Below are 24,935 nucleotides of genomic sequence, written 5' to 3'. Positions count from 1 at the left end.
CACGCGTTTAGTCGTTTCCGCCTTCGATCGTCGCTCCCAGCCCCGCCATCAGTCCCATGAACTCGGGGAAGCTGGTCGCGATCATCGTCGCGTCGTCCACCGTCACCGGATGCTCGGAGACGAGGCCCATGACGAGGAAGCTCATGGCGATGCGGTGGTCGAGATGGGTGGCCACACCGGCGCCCGAGGCGTTGCCGAGCCCCTTGCCGTCCGGGCGACCGCGCACGACGAGCGATGCCTCGCCCTCGTCGCAGTCGACGCCGTTCAGCTTCAGCCCGTCGGCGACGGCCGAAAGCCGGTCACTCTCCTTCACCCGCAACTCTTCCAGCCCGTTCATGACGGTCGTGCCCTCGGCAAAGGAAGCAGCGACCGCGAGGACCGGATATTCGTCGATCATCGACGGCGCGCGCTCTTCCGGCACGGTGACGCCCTTCAGTTCCGAATGGCGCACGCGCAGGTCGGCCACGTCCTCGCCACCGGCAAGCCGCGCGTTCAACACCTCGATGTTGGCGCCCATTTCCTGCAGCGTCAGGATCAGGCCCGTCCGCGTCGGGTTCATCAGCACGTTGAGGATGGTGACGTCGGAGCCCGGCACCAGCAGCGCTGCGACCAGCGGGAAGGCAGTGGAGGAGGGGTCGCCCGGAACGTCGATCACCTGGCCGGTGAGCTTGCCCTGTCCTTCGAGCCGGATCGTGCGCACGCCGTCGGCATCCGTTTCGACCGTGAGGTTCGCCCCGAATCCCTGCAGCATCTTTTCGGTATGGTCGCGCGTCATGATCGGCTCGATCACGGTGGTGATGCCCGGCGTGTTCAGCCCGGCGAGCAGCACGGCCGACTTGACCTGGGCGGACGCCATCGGCACGCGGTAGGTGATCGGCGTGGGCGTCGTCGGCCCGCGCAGCGTCACTGGCAGGCGGTCGCCATCGGCGGCCGTCACCTGAACGCCCATTTCGCGCAGCGGATTGAGCACGCGGCCCATCGGCCGCTTGGTCAGTGAGGCATCGCCAACGAAGGTGCTGTCAAAATCGTAGACGCCGACGAGGCCCATCGTCAGCCGGCAGCCGGTGCCGGCATTGCCGAAGTCGAGCGCGGCCTGCGGCGCCAGCAGCGCGCCGTTGCCGACCCCGTCGATGATCCAGGTGTCGCCCTCCTTGCGGATCTTCGCGCCCATGGCCTGCATGGCCTTGCCGGTGTTGATCACGTCCTCGCCTTCCAAAAGCCCGGTGATCCGCGTCTGCCCGCTTGCAAGCCCGCCGAACATGAAGGAGCGGTGGGAGATCGATTTGTCGCCGGGGATGCGGACGGTGCCGGACAGGGCTTGCGACTTGCGTGCGGTTGCGGGCTTTGCCTGGGCGCCATGCGACATCGAGCGGATTCCTTCATAAGAGCGTGCATAGAGAGCGGGCTGGCGGCCGGACGCCGGCCAGTCCGCAAACGCTTGCGTTCTGGGCGCCGTCCCTTCGCCGGAAGTTCTGCGGCGTGCTATCACAAAGCGTGTCGAGCGTCATCCACCCGCCGGCGAAAAACCCCCAGCCCGGCGCTGCGGCCGCAACGGACGCAAAACGCGGCAAAGTTAGGCTTTGACAGCGACGGGCAAGATGATTAAGGGGACCGGCTAATTCTTATTCCCGACCATCCGCCGGTTATCCGGCTTCGCCGGAAATATTCGGCCATTCAAGAGGCTTTGACTGTGGCAAAACCGGAACTTGGAACCAAGCGCATTGACCCGGAGACGGGCCGTAAGTTCTACGATCTGAACCGCGACCCGATCGTATCGCCCTATACGGGCAAGTCCTATCCGCTCTCCTTCTTCGAGGAAACCTCGGCTGCGGCCGTCATGGAGAAGGACGAGGAAGAAGAGGTCAACGAGGTCGATACCGAGAGCACGGAAGTCGAGCTGGTTTCGCTGGAGGATGCCGACGAAGAAGCATCGGGCGGCGACGACCTGCCGGATCTGGGCGACGACGAAGTCGAGATCGGCGATGACGACGACGATACCTTCCTCGAGCAGGACGAGGACGACGACAACGACGACATGACCGGCATCATCGGCGTCACCGGCGACGACGAGGAAGTCTAAATCGATGATTTTCCGGCCGAATTCAAAAAGTTCGGCCGGAACGGATTTTTCGGCTTGCCATCTCCCGAAACCGGAAGTATGAAGCCGCACCTGCCGGGGAAACCCCGGTTCGGTATCCCGGAACCGGCTACGCCGGACCCTTGATGGGGCTATAGCTCAGCTGGGAGAGCGCTTGCATGGCATGCAAGAGGTCAGCGGTTCGATCCCGCTTAGCTCCACCAAATCTCCCATAATGATCAGGTAAGCCCAAGGTACAAGCACGCCGCTCTCCTCAGTCGAGACGCACGTCTCTGCCCGCCCAGGCGCCGCCGGACCTCACGGTCCGGAGACGCTTTCTGTGCCTGGAACTCATGCGTTCGGGAGCGGGCGCCGCTGCGAGAAGTAGGACGAGCCGAACTTCTTCTCGGGATCGGCCGGATCGTATATGGCAAACAGCCTGCGGCCCTTCGAACCGGCGAAGGGTTCCTTGACGATCTGGCTATAGTTCGGCTTGCGGCCGAACCAAGTGGTCAGCTTCTCGAGATCGACCGGGTCGTGGATGTGGCCGTTCGTCTTTCCGGCAGGCCATTTGTACGGCACCGATACGACCACGAGCTTGCCGAGTTCGAGCAGGCGCTGTGCGAATGGCCCGGCCTCGGGCACATGCTCCATGACCTGCATGCAGGTGCAGATATCGAACTTTTCGGGAAACGCGAGCTTGTGAATGTCGCCCTTGATGCCGTCGACGGTGGCGGACCGGTAAGGCGTGCGAATGTCGACCGATACCCGCTTTGCGATCCAGTCGAACCATTCGAGATAGGGGGCGTTTCCCGACCCGATATCGATCATACTGCCGGCGTCCTTACCCACGCAGCGAATGATCATCCTGAAATACTGGTAGTACAACAGATCGCTGCGCCCCGCCCAGTATCTGCCGTCCGCATAGCTCATTCCATGTCTCCCCGTGTCCCCTGGCTGAGGACTTTTTCTAACGTGGCGTCCGCTTCAAGCCGGAGCGGGACGCACGACGATTTCCGCTGGATGGCGAAGGCCGTGTCATACGGCCTACAAATTCGACGGGCCGCAGCAGGCGGCCGTCAATTTCCAGTCTGGACCCCAGCGCCGGCAGTGCGTCCGCCTCGGTTGGAGGTTTCCACCGCGTTCAACCGCTCGAGGAAGCCCTTCTGGTCGCAGTGCCGCAGCACGAATTCGCGTCCCTTCTGGGCCTGGGCCCGGTAGGCGGCCTCATCGTTCCAGAAGCGCTGGACGGTCTCTCTAACCTGGTCGGGTTCGCAATACACGGCCGCGTCTCCGAAGGTCTCACGGAACTGCGGCGGCAGGATTGTTACTTTTCCGACAGCCATTCCCTCCATCGGCGCGCGCCCGAATTCCTCGATGTAGAGCTCGTGCGGAAAATGGATGAAGAAGTCGAGGCTCTCCAGGAAGGCGTTCACGGGGATCGCATCGAAGTGCATGACTTCCCAGTTCTGCGGCGAAAAGCCAAGCATGCTCCTTGCATGCTTCGCCCCGCCCTGAAATTTCAGGTCGGCATCCATGTCGACGCAGTAAGCGGCTTTCAGCGCTTCGAGCGTGCTGGGCCATTTCGTATAGGCGTCCCTGCCGTGCCGACCGAGGACCGGGCGACGATCGCCGCCGCCGCGCCACACGATCGGTGCGGCGCACCAAGTATCGGTGTCGACCATTGGGTGCCACGGTTCGCCATAGGGCTCCGGGTAGCTTGGATCTTCCTGCATCAGCCGTTTCACCCAGTGGGATATCGGTATCCAGGTGCCGGATGTTCCGAACAGCTCGACCAGGTGCTGCCGGATGACTTCCGGTTCATACTGGCGATCCGAGCCGTCGACCAGCCGCGTGGCGAACTGGTTGATCAGGACGATCACGTTGTCGGCCTCGATCTTCGGGAAGCGGTCGGGGATGTTCTGCAGGACCGCAGGATAGCCGATCAGCATGTTGGTCGTTCTGACCTCGTCCCCGGGCGTCAGGATCGAGATGCCATATTTCAGGCAGGCGTCGTAGAATGCGGGATTGAGCGGAGACTCGACATTGAGTTCATACTTGCGCCAGTGAACCGCGGCGATCTTCAGCCCGGCCCGGGCGGCGGCCGCAATATAGTTCATCGTCGAGACGAAAGCGCCGCCCTTCAGCACGAAGTCGCAGATCACGACGAGATCGAACGTCCGGTCGCCGTCCACAGCGCGGCGATTACCGAGCGGGACTGGGTAGCGCCCGTTGGTGCGGGGAAGGTGCGGATCGCCGCCCTGCTGCAAGGTCAGGTGCCAGTTCCGGTAGGAGTCCCGATACTGGCCGCGAACGCCGTAAAAGAGCGAGCGCATATGGGTCGCCTTGGAACGGGTCAGGGAATCCTCGCGGGCCAGCGAAAGCGACAGGATGTTGTTGTGCTTCACCTTGCAGATCGACTCTTCGCCATAGACGGACAGAATGCGCGACCTGAACTCGGCGTCGCCGGTGACCTTCACCTCGTCCCAGCCGCGAAGGCGGTCGAAGACGTCGCGCCGCACCAGAAGCGACGAAAAGTTCATGTCCAGCAGGCTCTTCTTCGGAATCCAGGAGCCGACCACGCCGAGATCGTCGTCCACGCGCAGCCAATGCGACAGGACGGCAACGCATTGCGGATTTGCTGCCAGTTCGTTGACCTGGCGCTCGATCTTCTCCGGATGCGACCAGTCGTCGCTGTCGCACACCGTGATGAAGTCACCGGTCGCAACCTCCACGCCGTCATTTCGTGCCGGATAGGCGCCACCGTTGACGGTGCGCCGCACGAGGCGGACGCGCGGATCGGCTGCAGCAAAGTTCTCCACCAGCGCGCAGGTGCCGTCGGTGCTGCAGTCATCGACCACGATGATCTCGATGTTCCGCCACGTTTGCGCCACGAGGCTTTCCAACGCCATCGTCAGCGTCTTTTCCGCATTGAAGGCAGGCACGATGATGGAAACCTTCGACCTCTGGGCAGCCCTGCTTTCAGGCGCATGGGAGACGAGGTTCCAGATGCTGAGCGGCTTGGAGGGATCGGCCGGTTTGAGGGGGGACATGCCGGATGGCGCCATGGCGAGGTTCAGCCCATCCAGATAGATGCGGTCGCTGTCCAGGACCGAGCGGCCGTCCAGAAGCGCCCTGCGGCGCGCTATGTCGGCCCGTATCACGGAATAGTCGATGAACTCGTTGACCTTGGACTGGATCTGCCCCAGCACGGTTTCGGCCTCGACCACGCGGCCGGCCTGCGCCAGGCACATCAACTGGCAGAGGCACTTCTCGCGAATGTTGTCGCGATGCAGCTTGGTGCTGCGTTCCATCAGGTCCGCCGCCTGGCCAAAATCCCCGTCGACGAAACTCCAGCGCGCCAGCGCATGCGCGGCGGCCGACCGGTCCTTGGATCTGAGTCTGCTGTCCTCCAGGCATTGCACGAGTTCGGCATGGGCATATTTCGCATAGCCGCCCCACATCTTGGCTTCTAAATCGCCGATATCCCGGTGGAACTCGGCGGCCCGCTTGGATCCGTTACCGCCCGCCTTGAAGTCGGCATAGGTGCGCCGCAGGGTGAGCGGCAGCTTGAGCATCGCGGGCAGGGAGCGGGCGGCGACGATATCGGCTCCGATGCGATAGGCGAGTTGCCGCTGGATCTGCCTGATGGCGTCGTTGGAGCGCCTCTTCGCGCGCTCCGCCTGGTCGGCGCGCTCCAGAAGCAACCCGTTGTCCTTCTTCAGCGTTTCGATCTGCTGTTCCAGGCTCTCCGCCGGACCGGTCTGCACCTTTGCGTCATCCGGTGTTGCAGGATGCGACGCATGGCTGCCTGGATCCTGCTGCCTTCTGGTCAGGTCAATCGTGTATTCCCTGTAGGCGCGACGCAGCGAGATGGGCAGGCCGACCAGTCGGGAGATCGAGCGCGTCGCCGCGATAATTTCGGTCCCGAGCCGATAGGCGAGTTGTTCTCGCTGGCGGTCGATGGCAGCTGCCGCATTGCGCATGGCACGTTCGGAGGCATCCACACGCTGGCGAAGAGATGCGTTCAGTTCCAGCAGCGATCGCACCTGTTCTTCCAGTGCATGGATATCGGTGACAATCTTCTCGATCGGCAGGACTCCTTCCGGAGCGTCAAGCATGCGGTTGTCGTATTGTGTCTGCTGCTTGCCTGTCATGCATGCCTCTTGTGTTTGGCGAAGACTCACTGCAACAATCGGGACGGCATGATCGCCCGATAGTTGTGGTGCCTCGCCGGAATAGCGCCACATGCATAGTGGAGGCCCTGACCTAAGTCAAAATCGACGGGGCCGCCGGGAGCCATTTTTTAACGAATTTCGGCGATTGATTCGGCCTTGAAGACGAGCCGTGCAGCACAGAGATCCGGTCGTCAGATGCTGCGTGCGTTCGTGCATGTCTCACTCGGAGGGGCAAGCGGCAAAAATATGGCGATCCTTCGCGATCGCGTGCCGAACCTTTCTGCTTCAAACAACTGTGTGGGTCGCACGGGCACCAGGCGCGATGATTGAAAGCGTCCACGCCTTAGCGAACTTTCGTGTTCGGAAATGATGTCATCGTTGCGTTTCGGGAACCGGCGACCCCTGCAAGCCCCGCATGAAGTTCCTCGTGGTAGTCTCTGCTCGCGGCGTCGGCGGTGGACGCCCACTGCTATCCCTCCGTGATGCACTTAAGCATCGTTGGGTAGCTGGCACTAGCCGGCATCACTTAGGTATGACTGCCCACTACAGGATATACATGTTTGATCGAGACTGCTTTATACACGGTATCGAGCATCGTTTCACCAAGCTCAGCCGCCCTGGGGCCAATGGACAGGCCCGGGGCTCAAGAGGGACTGTTTTCGCCACTTCCCACCATGTCCCTCCCCCGAATTCCTTCGAGCAACACCAGTCAATCATAGTTTCGCCAAGGTTTCACTTGCAGAATAAGCGAAATAGCCAAATATTTAGATGGGTTAGTTCAATCGTCTTATGCGGGAATGGTCATATGATGCGTGTTCGCAATGCTGCGCGACCGCAGATCAGCGCAAAAATATATCACTGGCGTGAGTTCGGCGGAAACGGAGGCAAGCAGCAATCCGGCTCATTCCGAGCACGCGTGGATGCGCTTCTCTATCGCCGGAACGCTGCTTCGCTGCCGGTGTGGCCCGCCTCCTGCCTATTCGAACTGAGCGGCACTATCGGCGGCGCTTCGATCGGAACTCCGATGTCCGCCAACGGCCGATCGACCAAGCTTGCGTGCGACTTGACAGACGGACAACAGATTTTTATTGAACCACCATCAGCGCAAACAACACTGGCATGGCAACCTTCGGAGAAGGCAGCGTTGGAATCAGCGAAACCTTCTCGGTCTTCTCTCAAATCGGCATCTGGCATGCATTCGATTGCCTTCGACCGAAACGGTCAAGCCACAATTCAAAGAAGCATCACACTTGGCTGACACCGTCGAACAGTTCATCAGGGACATTGAGCCCTTCTTCTATCGTCGCAACGTCACGTATGTCGATGTCGGTGCCTTCGATGGCGCTGTATCTACGAAATTTCTCACGTCTAGCCTCTCCATTGGCGAGGCGCACCTGATCGAACCCAATCCGCAGAGCTTTGAGCGATTGAAGCAGACCATGCAGGAAATGTCCGGCATCGGGTCGCTCAACCTCTACAACACGGCGATTGGCGAGAGACAAACGACTACTACGATGAAGATGACGCGCGTCATCGGCACCTCCGATAGTCCTGGCCCCGAAGCGAAGAGCGACAACACATTCGAGGTCGAATGCCTTACGCTTGACGAGATTTCCGACCGTTTCGTCAATGGAGAAATATCGATCCTGAAGGTTGATGTAGAGGGACTTGAGAGGAATGCCCTCGCAGGAGCGCGCGCATTGCTTGCCGAGGGACGGGTCGACGTTCTCTATATCGAGGCAGGCGCCGATCCGCAGGGAACCCAGCGATGCTTCTATCGTGACATCAACGACATCATGTTGGGGCACGATTACCGCATTTTCCGCATCTATGAGCAAACCCACGACTGGATAGAAGATTCACCACTTCTGCGGCGGATGAGCATTGCCTACCTCAGTCCCCGCTTCGCTGAAATTCATCCATACCGGCTAACGCGTGAGCTTTTCGAGGCGCAGAGGGCATTGGAGGGTGCGCGTTCGGATCTCGCTGCCGAATCGAAGCGGGCGACTCAGTTGGAGAGCTGGAACAAAAAGCTGAAGAAGCAGTTCGAACAAGGTGTCGCCGCGTCGAAGCAGAAGGCGGCCGTTTTGCACGAGCAGGTCAAGAGCCAAAGGGCCGCACTTTCTGCCGAGGCCAAGCGGACGGCGCAACTGGAAAGCGGGAACATAAAGCTGAATAGGCTGCTCGCCCGTGCAGAAACGTTATGGAAAAGCAAGGCTTCCACGCTGCAAGTCAAGCTTGCCTATGGCAAAGACACTATAGAGGGCCTCAAGAAACAAGCTGACGAAGACAGGCAAGCTATCGAAGCTCTCGCGGAGACGGCAAGAAAAACCAAAGTGCGGGCCAGGAATGAGGTAGCACGACTTCAAGAGAGTCTGGCGCGCAAGGAAGACCGCATAACTGAGCTGAATAAACAACTGGAACGCAAATCCGCGGAAGTTCAGTCGCTGAAGGCGAAGATCGACTCGATTTACACCAGCGTGTCATGGCGACTCGCCGCACCGGTGCGCGTTATCTCAGGTGGGCTACGACGGCTGCGTCCGAAAGGTCCGAAAAAGTCCAAGGCTATTGCCGCGAAATCGGTAGGGACAGAGCCGAAATCGAAGAAGTCTGTACCAGCCGTGGTCGGGGAAGCCGCGTCGACCGTGGCTGAGGCGCCCTTTTTGAATACTCCAAAGAAGGAGAAATCAACTGCGGCCAAGCAGAAGAAGCCGGTCTCCACTGGCAAGAAAGGCTCTCGGTCGAGCCATGCAAGGCAACTCGACGATAGACTGTGGGGTGGCTTTTCCCGTTACGCTCTCGCCGATCTCGAGGCCGTGAAGCGATCGTCATCCACAAACACTGCCGAAATTGCCGACGCGGCAAAGGCGTTGGCATGCTGGTATACGGCGGAGAACGATTTCCCGCGTGGACGCGAGAATGCTGCGCTCGCCCGCTCGATCCTGAACGACAAAGCAAGAAAAGAGCATGTTCTGGTAGAGGCCCATTGTCTGGTGCGCATGGGCGACGGTGCGAGTGCCCGCCAGTTGCTTGCGCCATTGCTGGAGACCTATCCCGACGATCCGAATGTGCTATTTGCAATGGCCAGCACCTATATCGGCTCCGACGAGAGCAGCGATGCCGACGACACGCGTCTTTCCTGGATCAACCGTGTCTACAAGCAGGCCAACCTGCTTCCGCTGGCCAAGGCGGATGCTGGTGGTGCGCTGACAATTGCCAACCTGACCACACCGGAGCCGGAGACGGTGGATCATGATGCCAAGGTCAGCATAATCGTGCCTGCCTTCAACGCAGCTGCGTCGCTGACCTTCACACTCGACAGTATCCGCCGACAGAGCTGGCGGAATATCGAGGTGTTGGTGGTGGATGATTGTAGTACCGACGAAACGCTTTCGGTCGCAGAAGCCTACGCCGAAGTCGATCCACGCTTTCGAGTCGCTCGGCTGGACAAGAACCAGGGTTCCTACGTCGCCCGCAACAAGGCGCTGGAGCTTGCAGTGGGAGACTTTGTCACCGTCCATGATACGGGGGATTGGTCGCACCCACAGAAGATCGAGATTCAGGCCCGTCATCTCCTCGACAATGAGCGTGTCATTGCTAACCACACCAAATGGGCACGCGCTTTCGACAATCTATTCTTCGGTGGAAAATTCAGACGCAAGGACAAGATTCTCGACTGGAATCCGTCTTCCGTCTTTTTCCGTCGCGAACTGCTGGAGAAGGTCTCCGGCTGGGACGGTACGCGCATTTCGGCTGACGCCGAATTCGTCCGTCGCATCCAGTTGTCCTCGCCGGGGCACAGTATCGTTTCGGCCTTCGACGCAGCACCATTGGCCTTGGGGCTCGACACGCCATCTTCCCTCACCAAGGCAAGCGCGACACACGGGCGCACGATCTATCACGGATTGCGCCGGGAATACCGGGAAGCAAGTGACCATTGGCATGCGCAGGCCAGCCCCGACGCGCTCGGGCTCGATACGAAAGCGCGGACCAGGCCCTTTCCTGCACCGGGCGCCATCCTGCCTGACCGTGACATTCCCATCGAATGCGACGTGGTCCTCATCGATGATTTCAATCGGAGCGACGAGGTCAGGGAGCGTGCGCGGGACCATGTCAGCCGCGCCGAAGCTGCCGGTCGCTCGATGGCCCTCTTTCACTGGAAACAGTATGAAGCGGACCCGACGAAGCCACTTGCGGCGCAGATCCGCCAGTTGGCGTTCGACGGAAGGGTGCGGATCATTGCGCCGGGCGAAGAAGTTCGCACCAGGCTTTTGGTCGTCGGCTCACCGTCCGTCACCCGTCATATGATTGATCTGACGCCACGGATCGAGTTCAAGGAACTTCTCGTGCTCGCCGACGACAAGGAAGACATCGATACGCAGGCCGACGAGAATCGGAGGGAAGCGTTCGGGGCCGTAGGCCGCAGGATTGCGGCGTCAGAGATCGACTACGGTATGCCCGACGAAGTACCTCTGCCGCAGGCTTCATCTGAATCCGATACCGATTCTTCCGAGAGAGTAGAGTAGAAATGGCCGAGGACAAGGTTTGGGTTATGATCCCTGCGCGCGGTGGCTCGCGCGGAGTACCACGCAAGAATGTGCGCCTGCTCGCAGGGATTCCGCTGATAGCCCACACGATCCGCATCGCGTTGAAGCGGATTGCTGCCGATCGTATTGTCGTCATCACCGACGATGATGAAATCGAGACCGTCTCGCGAGCGGAGGGAGTGCATGTCGTACGCGAGCCCCAGACAACCGGGTTGGCGACGCTAGATCAGGTGGCGCTCAAGGTGGCTGGCGAACTAGCGGGACAGGGCGCTGAATCAGCCGACATCTTTCTGACCCTGCAGCCGACCTGTCCCTTTATGCGCGCAGAGCGACTCGATGAAGCTGTCGCCGCCTTTGGCGACGGCGCGGCGAGCGTTATCACCGTGGTGGACGATCGTCATCTCGGCTGGAAGCTGGACGACGATGGCCGGCCCGAGCCTGATTATCAGGAACGGGTCAACCGCCAGAAGCTGCCGCCCCAGTTTCGCGAAAGCGGCGCGATCATCGGCTGCCGTATCCGCGACCTTAAGGCGAGAGGAACGCGGATCATACAGCCGATCAGCCTAATCCCAGTCGGCAAGGAAGAGTCGCTCGACATAGACGATTTCACTGATTGGGCCGTTGCGGAGCATCTGGCGTCGCGCCGCCGTATCGTCATCCGTGCCGATGCGAGCAAAACGCTGGGCATGGGTCATGTTTATCGGGCGCTCGCCATGGCTCAGGAACTGGCGCGGCACAAGGTTGTCCTGGCGACGGATTCCAACCAGCCGCTCGGCGCTTCGCTCCTCAGTCAATACCCGTTCGAGCTTGTCGAAGTAGACGGCAACGCGGGCTTCCTTTCACTGGTGGAGCGCCTGCGTCCAGACCTGACCATTCTCGATCAACTCGATACAGCAAGCGACTATGTTCACGCTCTGCGGCAGTGGGGGGGCAAGATCGTCACCTTCGAGGATCAGGGCCCCGGCGCGCTTGAGACTGACCTGCTGGTTTCCGACCTATATCAGAATCTGAATGTACCCGACGAACGGCAGCTTACCGGCATATACAATGCGATCCTGGCGCCGAATTTCGAAACTGCACTCCAGCCAATGCCGTTCCGCCCGGAGGTCGGCCACATTCTGGTCGTCTTCGGCGGGACCGATCCGGCGCATCTGACTGAGCGCGCGCTTGACGCCTTGGCTCGCGTACGGTTCTCCGGCTCCGTCGACGTCGTCGTCGGGCCTGGCGTGAAACGAGATATCAACCTTGATGACTACGGTCTGCAAGGCACGCAGCACTCGAATGTGAGATATATGCCGGCGCTGATGAAAAAGGCTGACCTTGCCATCTCCAGCGGTGGGCGAACGATCACCGAACTCGTCAGCCTTGGGGTACCGGTTCTGTGCCTGTGCCAGAATGAGAAGGAACTGACCCACACACACGCTTCGGCGCGCTATGGCGTCGTTAATCTGGGGCTGGGAGAACTTGTCGGGATCGACACGCTGGCGGCGCACATCGGTCGCCTCGGCCATTCTAGTGACTTGCGCAAGGTGCTGCATACGCGGGCATTGCACGAAACCGCAGGTCGTTCAAACGCCGCCGTCATACGCCGCATCATGCAGCGTATCGGATGGGATGATTGAGCTGCATTGTTTCAGACCGGAGAAAATACCCAGCAATAATATGAGCTTGGCAGGCCTGGGAATGGGTGCATCATATCCACGAGCCGTAGACCATTTGCCTCAAATATGCGCTCATAGTTCCTCGGAAAATGTCTATCCGAATCGATAGGGTGCTCAAATTCGACTGTAATCAATCGCGATTTGACGCGCCCAGCTATCTTGGGGAAAACCCATTCGCTTTCTCTCGGCAAGTGGACCATCGTCGCCATCGTGAAGATGACATCGAATGTAGGCAATGTGTCGACGACTTCCTCGATGGGCGCGACCTGAATGTTTACCGCCGCGTAAAGATCCGGCAATTGCGCCTGCATTTCGTCGATGGCATTCTGGCTGATTTCCACCGCCGAGAGGTTGCTATACCCAGCTTCAAATAGATACTTCAGATTTCTCCCGGCATTGCAGCCAATTTCAAGAATTGCGGAGTCGCGGAAAGCGTGTCGCCGCATTAGGTTGACGAGCGCTTCGCTGCGCTGCACAAGCTGCGGCTTGTTCGCCGTATCGATGTACTCGGAAGGCCAGTTATTGCTCTCGGGCGGCTTGCGCCAATAGGCGTGAGCCTTATCGAGTGTGAGGTGCGTTTTTGACTGGCTTCCCATAGAGCATAAATCCGTCACATTGCAGCCTTCGAAAAGGAACTGTAAAATTCGTATTGTTATAAGATCAATGAAATCCGTATTTTGATGCAGTCGATTGCCCGCCGGAATGGACGAACGCCCTCATGTGATACTCGGGCGCGAATTGTACCATCCGTTCATCGGGATCGAAAGCCTCATACTGGACCTGTCTTGGACCTCGGGAGGCAAGGACGAGTGCCTTCAGCCTACAGCGTTTTCAGGAACCGCTGCATAGTCGGAAACGTGTCGCGCATCGTTCCCACACTACGCTCGATCCCCTCGCCCCGTGTCTTGAAGTGCTCTTCGATTTCGGTTTGGAATGGCTCGATATCGCCCCCACCGACAACGAGATTGCGCGCACCGAGCGCCTTCGCCTGACCAACGCCGCGGCTGTCCTCATTGATGAGAATCGACGAAATTCTGCGTGACAGGCAGAACAGATGGGCATGGACGCGATAGCCAACATGTAAATCCGCTGCGCCGTAAAGGGCTTCAAGCTTCGGCAAGCTACTTGCAAGGCTGCTGATCCTCCATCCACGCAACATCGCGGCGGCAGAGAAGCGTAGGAACTGAGCGGCCTTCTGCCGCCCCTTCTTGTCTGTGGCCGGGATGACACCGTGGTGGAAACTGACGATACGCCGCGCCTTGGGGAAACGCTTCGTCAGCCAGAGGAGAAACTCCCAAGTCCCCGGCTGCATCACCGCTGGCATACTGTAGACGATCGTCTTCGGCTCGCCGTTGAAACGGTAGGGCACGTCGAGATAATTCAAATCATACCATACCGGGCAGCCGGTCATCAGTGCATTGTCGATGCCGTTCTTTTCCAGCACTTCCACCGTCAGCGGATCGCGCGCACTGGACAGTTCGGCCCGGTCATGAATACTCCTGATGAAATCAAGCGCCTGCGGTGTGAACTTGAAGGTCTCAGGCGCCTTGCTGGTAGCCGATTTCCAGCCAAGGCCGAGTGGCACGATGGGTGCGCCCACCCGCTCGCGCTCGATCGGGTAGACCTTGGGGTAGATTTCACGCTGATAGGCAGGCCCACCGCAAAGAATGACGGCACGTGCCTTGTTGAAAAGCTCGTAATGAGCTTCAGTGATTGCACGCCGGTCAACCGTGACGATATCGCTATCCACGAATGTGCGTAGCAGGGCCCGAGCACGATCCCCGATCAGATGGTCTCCGGCGTTCTGGTAAGCGCCGCATATCGTGACGATCATTGAAAGTCCGCCCAGTTGAGAGACTCGCCTTCCGAGACAGTCCGTGCCAGTGTTCGGCCAACAACCTTGTCCCAATGGGCGATTTCGATACCGCGATTGGACCGAAGGGCAATCAGGTCGTCCTCGCCCAGCACCGTTCCCGCGTCGATGCCACGCACCGTGACGATCCGCCGGCGGGCATTGTCGATCGCCGCTTTCTGCCCGGAAAGGTCGAGTTGGCTGTCGCCGTAGAGTTCGCGCAGGCGCGCTAGCCTGTTGACGAAAGCTGCGAGGCCATCGCCATCCATGGCATGATAGTGGTCATTGCCAGTCGCAGTCCTATCATCGGTGAAATGCTTCTCGATGACGACAGACCCGAGCAACGCCGCCACGTCCAACGCCGGCATGGAGCCGTCGACATCGGGCGTGACATGGTCGGAATAGCCGATCGCACACTGCGAGCCGAAGACCCGGGCCAGTTCGACGATCTGCGCGAGTCGTGCCTCGACCGGCGGGGTGGGATAGTTAAGCACGCAATGAAGCAGCGTGACGTTTGCAGCTCCGGCCCTGTGCAGTTCCGCCAGCGCCGTCGCAATTTCGTCCAGGCGCGACGCGCCGACCGACATGACGACCGGCAACCCCTGGCGGCCAATCTTACGCAGGAGCGGAATGTTGGTTAGGTCGGCCGACGCCACCTTCAACAGCGGCGCAATAGGTGCCAGGAGATCGACAGCCGGAAGATCGAAGGGCGTCGAGATGAAGTCGATGCCGCAGGCTGCACAATGGTCCGAAAGCGCGCGATAATCATCGTCGCCGAAATTGTCCCAACGTTGGAACAGAGCGTATTGGCTTGCCGTGGCTTCCTTCGAGCGATCCCAATAGGCAGGGCTGGTGTCACGGGTCGCGAGTAGTTCGGCCTTGTAGGTCTGAAATTTGGCCGCGTGGCCGCCGGCGGCGGCGACAGCCTCGATCATCCGACGTGCCCGTTCGATGCTGCCTTCGTGGTTCACTCCGATTTCCGCAATCAGATACGGGTTCAGATAACCGAATTCCCTGCCATTCAGGAGGAAGGGCTTGCCTGACATCACGTTCACGCTCCAAGTCAAATGTTACAACAGTCGCTTTACGGGTTCCGCATAATAGAATTGCGGGTTGTCGGCAAGCGGCGCCTGATCAAGCTTCTCGACCAATTCGTTCACGTCACGCACAAACAGTACGTCGCCCCTTGCTATCGCCGGGCGCATATACTCGGCGCCGGGAAGGTCCATGACGATCGTGCGTGCGCCAAGTGTCATGCCTTCGAAAAGGGTCGTCGAAAAAGAGCCGATCTGGATCGCCGCTCGAGACAGGAGTGCGAATATGTTTGGCGTCCGGTGCGACAGCTCGAAATTGCCAGGAACCAACTGTCCCTCCAGGGCGGCCTGATAGGGCTCCAGTGCTTCGTTGGGATGAAGACGGAAGATGATGTGGTAATCCGGACGCATTCGGGCTGTCGACAGCGCGATTTCGAAGAGCTTCTGACCAATCACGCCTTGCGAGGTGAATACCGCCAGCTTCGGATCGCGCGGCCCCGCATGGGCCTTGGCAAGATCGCGGACATAGGGCGCGCCGATGGTGCGCCAGCGCGTACGCCCCGACAAGGGCGTTGTCTGCGGCCAGAAATCGCCAAAACCCCAGATCTGGTCAGGCGTATAGGGAACCTTCGGCCTGCCCGGCCAACTGTAGCCCAGATGAAGCGGCGATATGAAGCCGTGCTGTAGTTCGACAATTTTTGCCCCACTGTCCCGGGCGCCCGCCACTACGGCTTGATTGTTCGCTCCATAGGCGTAGGTCATGAAAAGTGTATGGGTGCGGTTCGCAGTAAAGAGGATTTGTGCGCCATGCCGGATGGGGATGAACGAAATTATCGCTTTCTGGCAAGCTAGCGCGATGTTTCCGGGATCGACGCCGAGCTTGTTCAGGAACTCGCCCCTGATATGATGACACAATACCCGGTCATCGATCGGGAACAGGGAATGTTCTGGCCGCCCATAGCGGGAACGGAAGAAATCTTGCACCGCACTGAGATTAAGCGCCGAATCTGTAATCGTACCGTTGAAGGGACGATCCAGCAGCAGGGTTTCCTTGTCCAGTTCAGCCCTCAGCGCTGCACAATAGGGCTCCACCCCGTCCACCTTCCTCGTCGCCATCAGAAGCGCGTAAGTGCGGCGGCGAAAGAGTCGATCCCTCAGACGTGCCAGAGACGAGAGCCTGGGCTTCTCCTCCTGAGATGCAAGCCAGGCATTCAGGGTTTCCCCATCACCATCGGAGCCTACCTCCCGAATCTGCTGCTGCCCGGCAGGATGTGGTGGTGAGAACAGGCCGACAAGCTGAGTGACGCGATAATAGAGGTGCATTCGAACCAGGGGCCAAGGGAATACACCGTTCACCTGCCACGTAAGCAGGGAATACCTGCTTTCGATATCCCAGAAGAATTCGCAGATGCCAGCAACGTCGAGCGCAGGTCCGCTGCCTTCTGGCGCAATTGTAGCGGGGACTTCGTAGCGCCGAACTTCACCCGCTTCGATGCGCCGATCGAGCTCAACCACGCCGATCTCGTTCTGCAAGGATAGTGCGCCGGGAAATGCCAGAAGCCCCGTTTCAAGAGCCTTCACCGCCGCATCGAAATTGCCCTGCTTGCGCTCGGCAATTGACCATTGAATGAACTGGGACACCTTTTGAATCTGGTCAGGAATTGCAGCCATCTTCCGCCATGCGCGGGACGCCCTGTTCCAGTCGGACCGTGCGGTGGCGACAAGCATTGTTTCCTGAAGAAAGCCACCATTCTGGCTGTGCGCCTTGTAGCCGTTCTCGATGACAGCTGCAGCCTCGTCCAGCCGGTTCGCACGCCGAAGAGATCTCAGCAACTTCGTCAACCGTTTGGGGGTTGTCTTCAATTTCTCCGAGGAGAGCAACTCTTGCCAGCAGTCCGCTGCGGCCAACCAGTTTTCGCGCGCCATGAGATTTTCGGCGACCTGCTCCGCAAGTTGCGGGCTCTCCTCATGAAGTGCAAGCCCTCGAGCCACCGCTTCTTCGGCGTCGTCGAGCAGTTTGTTCTTGCGCAGTGTCTTGGCCAGGTGGACGAACTCTGCCGCAGACGCGGGTTGGCCTGCTGCCGACTGCGTGTCGGTCGCGGCGATACTGACTTGAGACATCCACACACCCATCTATCGAGATTGATAAAATATCCTGGTCAAGGAGATCGCGTTCCTGCGTCCATCCTGAAGATGAGTTTATCAATTTGGTGACGCCCGAGAAGGCACTCTCGGCACTTCTGGCAGCACTCGAGCAAGGAAGCAAGAACAAATTCGGCCGCAGATTGCCCTCAAATGTGGCCAGTTGAAGAGCTGATGCATCGACGGTCTCAGAGCCAGCCAACGAGATTGCCCGTGACAGGCGCGCTGCTCCCTTTGGCGGTCGATGGCGGCTGTCGCGTTGCGCATGGCGCTTTCGGAGGCATCCACGCGCTGGCGAAGAGATGCGTTCAGTTCCAGCAGCGATCGCACCTGTTCTTCCAGTGCATGGATATCGGTGGCAGTCTTCTCGATCGGCGGGGCGCCTTCCGGTGCGTCAAGCATGCGGTTGTCGTATTGTGTGTGCTGCTTGCCTGTCATGCATGCCTCTTGTGTTTGGCGAAGACTCATTGCAACAATCGGGGTGGCATGATCGCCCGATAGTTGTGGTGCCTCACAGCTCTGACCCAAGTCAAAATCGACAGGGCTGCCTGGGGCCATTTTTTAACGAATTTCGGAGATTGATTCGGCCTTGATGGAGGCTCGTGCTGCACAGTTGCCGGGTCGCCAGATGCTGGGCTCATTCGTGCATGTGTCGCTCAGAGGGGCAAGCGGCAAAAATATGGCGATCCTTCGCGATTGCGCGCCGGGTTTACCTGCTTCAAACAACTGACGTGTGCTTTTTCTAATCTTCCCCGGTCAGTGTCCCTGAACCGAATTCACAGAAGGTGGTAACGAAATTGGCGACAATATACATCGAGCGCGGCACGTCGGCTGCCAAAATAGAATCCCTTATCAAGGATGCGGCCGCGGGGTCGGTGATCCAGTTCCGGGCGGGGACCTACACCTTCGAGGACAAAGTCCAGATCGCGCGCAGCGACATCACAATTCTTGGTGCCGGTGTCGGCAAGACCAACATCGTCGTCGATGCGAAAGGCACGAAAAACGCCACTGCCTTCGACATACAGGGCGGCAAGGCGATCGAGCTCAAAGCCGAACTGACGACGACAACGGTCAAAGGAAGCACGGTCGAGCTCAAACTGTCGAGCGTGGCGGGCATCTCCAAGGGGGCCATTCTCCAGCTGCAGCAGGAAAACGATCGGAAGTGGCTTGACTCCCAGGGCAATCAACATGTGTCCCTGAGCAAGGATCCGCTGCGCGAAATGCTGGCCGAAGTGGTCGCCGTCGATGCTGCCAAGGGTACGGTGACCCTGGCCAGCAAGACGCCGTACAACTTTGAGAAGGGCAAGACGACCATCAGCGTTGTGAACGTCGTCAAGGACATCGAACTCGGCGGGTTCTCGATCAAGACCAATCTGGGCAAGGCCGACGGGTTAAGTTTCACCAACAAGTATTACGACAAGTACAACAATGCCTCCACGGTCGAGGTCACGAGCGCCACCGACGTCAAGCTGCACAACATCTCGCTGATGGACAACGCCTCGCACGGTTTTTCCTTCAGTGCCGTATACGGCATCACGGGCGACAGGCTCACGACCGCCGGGTCTCACAACAAGGGGGGCGAAGGCAACGGCTATGCGTTCCATCTCAAGCACGCCTTCAACAACACCTTCACCAACCTGACCGACACGGACATGCGCCATTCGGTGCTGTTCGGCTCGTGGAGTGCGGAGCACTACAACAGGATCGGCGTCCTCTACACCAACCGCGACATCAACTTCCACGGCAGCCCGGACGACGGCAATACCGTCTATGTCGAGCAGGCGGTCCTGAGCTTTTCGAGCCAGTATGCCCACGGCGGCGTTTCGCCGGGAAGCCCGAGGGTCCATCCCAATGCGACGATCGAAGCCAACAACGTGAAGTTCAAGTACTTCACGGGGAGTTCGTCCCAGGACAAGATTCGCGGCGCCGATACCGGGAGTGTTCTCATCGGCAATGGCGACATTGACGAGCTGACCGGCGGCAAGGGCAACGATCGCCTCTCCGGCGGCACGGATGACGACATACTCAGGGGCAATGCCGGCGCCGACACCTTCGTCTTCGCCCGTTCGTTCGACAAGGACACGGTGCGGGACTTCGTGAAGTCGGACAAGGACAAGATCGACCTCTCCGGCACCGGCATCACGAACCTGTCCGACCTGGCGCGCCGCCAGGTCGGCTCGGACACGGTGATCGCGCTCGGCGGCGGCGACGAACTCGTGCTGAAGGGCGTGAAGGTCGGCGATCTCGGCGGCAGCCAGTTCACCTTCAGCAAGGCCTTGAGCACCGGTGTCACCATAACTATGCTCGGCGAGGAGCGCGGTGCCACGGGAACGAACAGAAACGACGTGATCAAGGTCGCGCCGGGCTATCTCGGAGACGACAAGCTTCACATCGTCGGCGGCGCGGGGACCGATACGCTGCAGGTGATCAAGGGCAGCGGCATCGATCTGCGGCTGCTGGGACGGCTTGACGGTGTCGAGGTGGTCGACATGACCAAGACACCGTCTTCCGGCACGCTCACCCTGAACAAGAAGGTCGCAACGCAGGGCGACAGCGACTACCTGACCGTCAAGATCGACGGCACGGGTGCCAAGCTGAAGACGACCGACATCACGGACTGGGACCTCGTTCGCATCGTCGGCACGGGAGTGCTCAAGCTCGACAACAGCGGTGCCTATCTGAGTGCCGGCAGCGGTGCGAAACTCAACGTCGCCGGCGGCACGGGTGCCGACCATGTCAAGGGCGGTTCCTCCAAGGACAAGATCCTGGGCGGCAGCGGCAACGACGTCATCCAAGGCGGTGGCGGCAACGACAGGCTCGAGGGAGGCTCGGGCAACGACCGCATCACCGGCGGCAAGGGAGCGGATATCCTGACCGGCAACTCGGGCGCTGATCGTTTCGTCTTCACGTCGGCCAAAGATTCGACCTCGAGCGCGCGTGACACGATCACCGACTTCTGGCGGTCGCATAAGGACAAGATCGACGTTTCCGCGATCGATGCGCGCGCGGACAAGTCGGGCAACCAGAGCTTCAAGTTTATCGGCGACAAGGCCTTCAGCGGGACGGACGGTCAGTTGCGCGCGAAGAAGTCCGGCGACGGCACGATGATTTCCGGCGACATCAACGGGGACAAGAAGGCGGATTTTTCGACCTTCGTGGACCAGGTGGTCACGTTCAAGGACGCGGACTTCATTCTCTAACCGACGGCTTTTCCCGGTTTGGCGAAGGGCGTGCCCACAGGGCGCGCCCTTCGTGTTTTATGCGCACAGAGCAGAACGCACCTTTGCCGGGCATCGACTGGCCGGTCGGAAACCCAGGAGGCAAAATCTCGCGGAACTACACTATGATCGTAAGGGAAAATGGCGCACCCGAAGAGATTCGAACTCCTGACCCCCAGATTCGTAGTCTGGTGCTCTATCCAGCTGAGCTACGGGTGCGTTTTCAGCGGTGGGCGTGTTGCCCGGCTGCGAGCGATCTCCTACTGGGTCCGCCGCGCTAATGCAAGCGCCTTCTGCGAAAAAAATTCAATTCCCCATCGGCCTCGTCACCGGGCGCTTGCGTTGCGGCAGGTGGCGGCCAGCACGTCGCGCAAAGGGGGGCAGCGGTCCTGCGGCAACGACTTGCGCACCATGAAGGCCCGACCTGCGCAGAGCGAACCGAAGGATCGTAAGGCGCTTCAGGATGCCCTGTTGCGGAATGCCGCCAGCGGCACGGGCCGATCCGGCAGTTCAATGCGGAACTGCGTGCCGTCCGTCGCTTTCTCCACCAGCGCGATCGTCCCGCCATGGGCAAGCACGAGCTCGCGGGCGATCGCCAGCCCGAGCCCGGTGCCGCCGGAGCGGGCCGATCCGCGAAACGCCGCAAACAGGTTCTCGCGCGCCTTGGGCGGCATGCCGGGGCCGGTGTCGTCGACGGTGATCGAGACGACGCTGCCCGTGCGGACCGCCGACACCGTCAGGCAGCCATGGCCTCGGCCCGGATGCTGCGTCAGCGCCTCGACGGCATTGCGGCAGAGATTGTGGATCACCCGGAAGAGCTGTTCGCTGTCCGCGTCCACCTCCAGCCCCGCGTCCACCTCCATGACGAAATCGATGGCCGAGACCGGATCGATCGAGAGCATTTCGGAGACATCGGCGACGAGCGGGGCCAGCGGCACGAAGCGGCGGCGCGGTGCCGGCTCCTGCATTCGGCCGTAGGAGAGCACGTCCGTCGTATAGCCCACGGCCCGGTCGATCGTTCTGAGCAGCTTCGGTGCGAAGCGCTTGACGACGGGATCGTCGACGTCGGCGAGCCTGTCCGACATGAGCTGGGCCGACGACAGGATGTTGCGCATGTCGTGGTTGATCTTGGACACCGCCAGGCCGAGGTCGGCAAGGTTCTTCTGTTCCTTCAGCGTTCCCTGCAGCGCCCTTTGCATTTCCGCCAGATGGACGGCTGCGACCGCGAGTTCGTCCTGTCCGCCGGAAGGCTCGAGGATGCGCGTGGGATCGGAAGGGTCGGCCGCGAAGTCACGCATGTTGCCGGTCATGCGCCGGATCGGCCGTACGAGCATCCGGTTGATGGTCAGGAAGATCAGGCCGCCGGTGATCGCCGAAAGCACGGTCGTGAGCAGGAAGACGGTCCACGCATAGGAGAGCATCGCCTTGCGCAGCGCCTTGTCCGTCAGCACCACCTCGATCGTCGTGCCGCTGTCGCCGAGCGGGCCGTAGGCGCGGATGATGCGGTCGCCGCCGAAGAACAGTGTGTCGAGGGCGGCACAGATGGCCGAGACCGGCTCGACCGCCGAGAGGTCGTATTGTGCATCGACCTTGGGCGGGATGTCGGCGACGGCGACCAGGCGGGCGGCGTCGTGGCGGCGCAGCACGATCGCCTTCGTCCCCGTCGCCATCAATGTCTCGTCCTGCAGCGCGCGCGTCAGGTCCTGCTGCGGGAAGCCGTCGGCGACGATCGCCGCCGCGGCCGCAATGTTGAGACGGTCGGAGAGCCAGCGCACCCGCATGTTCGCGATCGACGGGGCGAAGATCAGGACTTCGGCGAGCACGATGAAGGCGACCGTCAAGAGCAGCAGACGCCCGGACAGTCCCTTCAGGGTGCTCGGCATCGGCACGTTGCCCAGCATCGGGGCGGCTTCGGTTTCCTTCATCGCGAACTCCCGGCCGTCTCGCGGGTCATGGCGGCATTTCAGCACAGAATTCTTCAAGTCCTTCGAGTGGCCTCGCCACGTCCAGGTTCACTGGTCGTCGCGTCTGCCGATGGCGGGCCCCTGCCGAAAGGTCGCGCCCGCGCATCGTGTGATCGCAATCATAGCGGATATGGCTTGCCTGTCCAATGGACGAAGGCTCAGGATCTGGTGCCGCCGCATCGCCGGGCAACAAAAAAGGTGGCGGAAAGCGATCCGCCACCTTCAGGCGTCTGTGCCCGATCCTGGCTGGGATCAGAACTCTTCCCAGCCTTCCGGGCTGGCGGCGACGGCTGTGTTGCCGCGGCTGGTAAAGGCGCGGGCCACATTGCCGATGATCCGCCGTGCAGGCGATTCGACCGGGCGATGGGCCGCCTGGGCAGCGGCGACATGGCCCTCGCCGGTGCGGAAACGCGATACCAGGCTCGCCAGGCTGTCGGCTTCGGCCTTCAGCTTGTGGGTCGCGGCAGAGCTCTCCTCCACCATCGCGGCGTTGTGCTGCGTCACCTGGTCCATCTGGTTGACGGCGGTCGAGACTTCCTGCAGGCCGGTGGCCTGCTCGCGGGCTGCGGTCGCGATCGAGTGGATGTGGTCGTTGATCTTCAGCACGCGGTGTTCGATGTCGGCCAGCGACGTGCCGGTGGCCTGGACGTAGCGGACGCCGGTCGCGACTTCCTCGCTCGACTTGTTGATGAGCCCCTTGATGTCCTTGGCAGCACTTGCCGCGCGCTGGGCCAGCTCGCGCACTTCCTGGGCGACGACGGCAAAGCCCTTGCCCGCATCGCCTGCACGCGCTGCCTCGACGCCGGCGTTCAGCGCCAGCAGGTTGGTCTGGAAGGCGATCTCGTCGATCACGTTGATGATCTGCGTGATCTCGTTGGATGCCTGCTCGATGCGGCCCATGGCGTCGACCGCGTTGCGCACGACCTCGCCGGACTGCTTGGCGCTCTGGGTCGCCTCGCCCACCATCACGGTGGCTTCCTGGGCCCGATCGGTCGAGTTCTTGACGGCGGCAGTGATCTCTTCCAGGGCAGCGGACGTCTCTTCGAGCGCTGCGGCCTGCTGTTCGGTGCGCTTGGAGAGGTCGTCGGATGCGGTGCGCAGCTCGCCGGAGTTGGCGTTGATCGAGTCGGTGGAGGCCCTGACCTCGCGCATCGCCTTCTGCAGCGTCGACAGCGTATTGTTGACGTTGGTCTGCAGTTCGGCGAACGCGCCCTGGAAGGAGCCGTTCATCGAGTTGGTGAGGTCGCCGTCTGCCAGCGCTGCGATCACGCGGCGCGTTTCGTTGATGCCGGTGTCGACGCTGCTGACGAGCTCGTTGACGCTGGCCGCGAAGCGGTTGAGGTCGTCGTTGCCGTAGTCCTTATCGATGCGCTGCTTGAAGTCGCCTGCGGCGGCGGCATGCACGACGGTGGCAATCGAGGACTGCAGGTCGGCGCTCTTCTCGCGCAGTACCTGTTCCTGTGCGTTCAGGTCGCGAACCTCGATGGCGTTCTGGCGGAACACGGAGACGGCTGCGGCCATCTCGCCGATCTCGTCCTTGCGGCCGGCATAGGGCACGTCCGTCGAAAGGTCGCCGCCTGCGAGCTGCTTCATCGTCGCAGTGACGTTCTGGATCGGCCGGCTGATCTGGTTTGTCGCCACGTAGAAGGCTGCGCCGCCGCCGGCTGCAAGGCCGATCACGACTGTGGCCAGCACTACCGTCAGCATCATCATCTTGAAATCGGAGATATCCGCCTTGATCGCGTTCAGGTCTTCGCGGTCGGTCTTGATGACGGCGTCGATCTCCTGCTGGAAGGCCTTGCGGTTGGCGCGGTTGCCATCGTTGTTGCCCTGTTCGTTGGCGGCCTGCGGCGAGACCTGGGTGCCCAGGCGGGCCGTCTCCGTGCGGAACATGCGGAACTCGGCCGCGCGGGCGACGACGGCATCGAAGCCGGCGATCTGGTCGGCGGGAACCTTCGGACGCCAGCTGGTCAGGGTCTCGTCGATCCCGTCGAGTTCCTTGCGGATGCCGTCGGCGAATTTCCCGGCCTGCTCGGTCGTGGTCGAGGCGTAGATGCCGCGGGCTTCCATCACCACGGCGGTGACCTGCCGGTTGAGGTGTTCTCCGAGGAAGGCGCGATCGGCGGCGGTCTCGAATTCGCGAAGCTTCTGGTCGTATTGATGGACGACCCCCAGCGCCATCGCGCCGATGAGGATCGACAACATCCCCATCAGGCCGACGATAAGGTAGATCTTTGCACGTATCTTCATGACCGGTCCTCC

The 24,935-nt window shown here is 60.7% G+C and carries 15 protein-coding genes and 2 tRNA genes; 6 read left to right on the top strand and 11 right to left on the bottom strand.

Going from position 1 to position 24,935, the window contains the following annotated elements; all coding sequences use genetic code 11:
• Positions 1-7 precede the first annotated feature (7 nt).
• The gene (gene aroA / locus GGQ64_RS07995; RefSeq protein ID WP_183801805.1) at positions 8-1,366 is read right to left on the bottom strand and encodes a 3-phosphoshikimate 1-carboxyvinyltransferase; all 1,359 of its coding nucleotides are present in this window, start codon (positions 1,364-1,366) and stop codon (positions 8-10) included.
• A gap of 324 nt (positions 1,367-1,690) precedes the next feature.
• Between aroA and GGQ64_RS07990 the strand changes: the two genes are divergently transcribed.
• Both GGQ64_RS07990 and GGQ64_RS07985 read left to right on the top strand, forming a co-directional pair.
• A complete protein-coding gene (locus GGQ64_RS07990) occupies positions 1,691-2,080 on the top strand; it encodes a TIGR02300 family protein (RefSeq protein WP_183801802.1) in 390 nt (129 codons plus the stop codon).
• A gap of 145 nt (positions 2,081-2,225) precedes the next feature.
• A tRNA-Ala gene (locus GGQ64_RS07985) sits at positions 2,226-2,301 on the top strand.
• A 127-nt stretch (positions 2,302-2,428) separates the two neighbouring features.
• Here the strand turns inward: GGQ64_RS07985 and GGQ64_RS07980 are convergent.
• Both GGQ64_RS07980 and GGQ64_RS07975 read right to left on the bottom strand, forming a co-directional pair.
• Positions 2,429-3,010, bottom strand: a complete 582-nt coding sequence (locus GGQ64_RS07980; protein ID WP_183801798.1) for a class I SAM-dependent methyltransferase — start codon at positions 3,008-3,010, stop codon at positions 2,429-2,431.
• A gap of 146 nt (positions 3,011-3,156) precedes the next feature.
• Positions 3,157-6,234, bottom strand: a complete 3,078-nt coding sequence (locus GGQ64_RS07975) for a glycosyltransferase (RefSeq protein ID WP_183801795.1) — start codon at positions 6,232-6,234, stop codon at positions 3,157-3,159.
• Between the two features lie 826 nt (positions 6,235-7,060).
• Between GGQ64_RS07975 and GGQ64_RS07970 the strand changes: the two genes are divergently transcribed.
• Genes GGQ64_RS07970 through GGQ64_RS07960 form a run of 3 tightly spaced genes read left to right on the top strand, consistent with a single transcriptional unit; the run spans position 7,061 to position 12,424 of the window.
• Entirely contained in the window at positions 7,061-7,513 is a 453-nt protein-coding gene (locus tag GGQ64_RS07970; RefSeq protein WP_183801792.1) for a hypothetical protein, read from the top strand.
• Positions 7,506-10,781 carry an FkbM family methyltransferase gene (locus tag GGQ64_RS07965; RefSeq protein ID WP_183801789.1) on the top strand — a complete coding sequence of 1,092 codons (3,276 nt, stop codon included), beginning with the start codon at positions 7,506-7,508 and terminating at the stop codon, positions 10,779-10,781. Before GGQ64_RS07970 ends, GGQ64_RS07965 begins: the two co-directional genes overlap by 8 nt.
• Before the next feature lie 2 nt (positions 10,782-10,783).
• Positions 10,784-12,424, top strand: a complete 1,641-nt coding sequence (locus GGQ64_RS07960) for a cytidylyltransferase domain-containing protein (protein ID WP_183801786.1) — start codon at positions 10,784-10,786, stop codon at positions 12,422-12,424.
• An 11-nt stretch (positions 12,425-12,435) separates the two neighbouring features.
• On the opposite strand, the gene GGQ64_RS07955 is transcribed toward GGQ64_RS07960, so the two are convergent.
• From GGQ64_RS07955 to GGQ64_RS07935, 5 genes are all read right to left on the bottom strand, one after another.
• Positions 12,436-13,059 carry a class I SAM-dependent methyltransferase gene (locus GGQ64_RS07955; protein ID WP_183801782.1) on the bottom strand — a complete coding sequence of 208 codons (624 nt, stop codon included), beginning with the start codon at positions 13,057-13,059 and terminating at the stop codon, positions 12,436-12,438.
• A gap of 224 nt (positions 13,060-13,283) precedes the next feature.
• On the bottom strand, positions 13,284-14,297 hold the full coding sequence (locus tag GGQ64_RS07950) for a polysaccharide pyruvyl transferase family protein (RefSeq protein ID WP_183801779.1): 1,014 nt from the start codon (positions 14,295-14,297) through the stop codon (positions 13,284-13,286).
• A complete protein-coding gene (locus GGQ64_RS07945; protein WP_210300188.1) occupies positions 14,294-15,361 on the bottom strand; it encodes an N-acetylneuraminate synthase family protein in 1,068 nt (355 codons plus the stop codon). Before GGQ64_RS07945 ends, GGQ64_RS07950 begins: the two co-directional genes overlap by 4 nt.
• 24 nt (positions 15,362-15,385) lie before the next feature.
• Positions 15,386-17,470, bottom strand: coding sequence for a glycosyltransferase family protein (locus GGQ64_RS07940; protein WP_183801776.1), 2,085 nt, complete (start codon positions 17,468-17,470; stop codon positions 15,386-15,388).
• Between the two features lie 81 nt (positions 17,471-17,551).
• Entirely contained in the window at positions 17,552-17,929 is a 378-nt protein-coding gene (locus tag GGQ64_RS07935; protein ID WP_183801773.1) for a hypothetical protein, read from the bottom strand.
• A 359-nt stretch (positions 17,930-18,288) separates the two neighbouring features.
• Between GGQ64_RS07935 and GGQ64_RS07930 the strand changes: the two genes are divergently transcribed.
• Entirely contained in the window at positions 18,289-20,691 is a 2,403-nt protein-coding gene (locus tag GGQ64_RS07930) for a calcium-binding protein (RefSeq protein WP_183801770.1), read from the top strand.
• A 160-nt stretch (positions 20,692-20,851) separates the two neighbouring features.
• Here GGQ64_RS07930 and GGQ64_RS07925 read toward each other — a convergent pair.
• From GGQ64_RS07925 to GGQ64_RS07915, 3 genes are all read right to left on the bottom strand, one after another.
• A tRNA-Arg gene (locus GGQ64_RS07925) sits at positions 20,852-20,928 on the bottom strand.
• A gap of 239 nt (positions 20,929-21,167) precedes the next feature.
• Positions 21,168-22,634: a sensor histidine kinase gene (locus tag GGQ64_RS07920; protein ID WP_183801767.1), complete on the bottom strand. Its 1,467-nt coding sequence runs from the start codon at positions 22,632-22,634 to the stop codon at positions 21,168-21,170.
• A 291-nt stretch (positions 22,635-22,925) separates the two neighbouring features.
• Entirely contained in the window at positions 22,926-24,923 is a 1,998-nt protein-coding gene (locus tag GGQ64_RS07915; protein WP_183801764.1) for a methyl-accepting chemotaxis protein, read from the bottom strand.
• Positions 24,924-24,935 lie beyond the last annotated feature (12 nt).

It is taken from the genome of Mycoplana azooxidifex, assembly GCF_014196765.1.
Lineage (GTDB): Bacteria > Pseudomonadota > Alphaproteobacteria > Rhizobiales > Rhizobiaceae > Mycoplana > Mycoplana azooxidifex.
The sequence above is the reverse complement of the archived record's forward strand: the minus strand, read 5'-3'. Positions and strand labels throughout refer to the sequence as shown.

What these genes read in the sequence shown, in the direction of transcription:
- GGQ64_RS07980 (WP_183801798.1), bottom strand. Translation starts at nt 3,010, where the DNA reads ATGAGCTATGCGGACGGCAGATACTGGGCGGGGCGCAGCGATCTGTTG.
- GGQ64_RS07935 (WP_183801773.1), bottom strand. Translation starts at nt 17,929, where the DNA reads ATGACAGGCAAGCAGCACACACAATACGACAACCGCATGCTTGACGCA.
- GGQ64_RS07960 (WP_183801786.1), top strand. Translation starts at nt 10,784, where the DNA reads ATGGCCGAGGACAAGGTTTGGGTTATGATCCCTGCGCGCGGTGGCTCG.
- GGQ64_RS07955 (WP_183801782.1), bottom strand. Translation starts at nt 13,059, where the DNA reads ATGGGAAGCCAGTCAAAAACGCACCTCACACTCGATAAGGCTCACGCC.
- GGQ64_RS07950 (WP_183801779.1), bottom strand. Translation starts at nt 14,297, where the DNA reads ATGATCGTCACGATATGCGGCGCTTACCAGAACGCCGGAGACCATCTG.
- GGQ64_RS07920 (WP_183801767.1), bottom strand. Translation starts at nt 22,634, where the DNA reads ATGAAGGAAACCGAAGCCGCCCCGATGCTGGGCAACGTGCCGATGCCG.
- GGQ64_RS07915 (WP_183801764.1), bottom strand. Translation starts at nt 24,923, where the DNA reads ATGAAGATACGTGCAAAGATCTACCTTATCGTCGGCCTGATGGGGATG.
- GGQ64_RS07940 (WP_183801776.1), bottom strand. Translation starts at nt 17,470, where the DNA reads ATGTCTCAAGTCAGTATCGCCGCGACCGACACGCAGTCGGCAGCAGGC.
- GGQ64_RS07945 (WP_210300188.1), bottom strand. Translation starts at nt 15,361, where the DNA reads ATGTCAGGCAAGCCCTTCCTCCTGAATGGCAGGGAATTCGGTTATCTG.
- aroA (WP_183801805.1), bottom strand. Translation starts at nt 1,366, where the DNA reads ATGTCGCATGGCGCCCAGGCAAAGCCCGCAACCGCACGCAAGTCGCAA.
- GGQ64_RS07970 (WP_183801792.1), top strand. Translation starts at nt 7,061, where the DNA reads ATGATGCGTGTTCGCAATGCTGCGCGACCGCAGATCAGCGCAAAAATA.
- GGQ64_RS07975 (WP_183801795.1), bottom strand. Translation starts at nt 6,234, where the DNA reads ATGACAGGCAAGCAGCAGACACAATACGACAACCGCATGCTTGACGCT.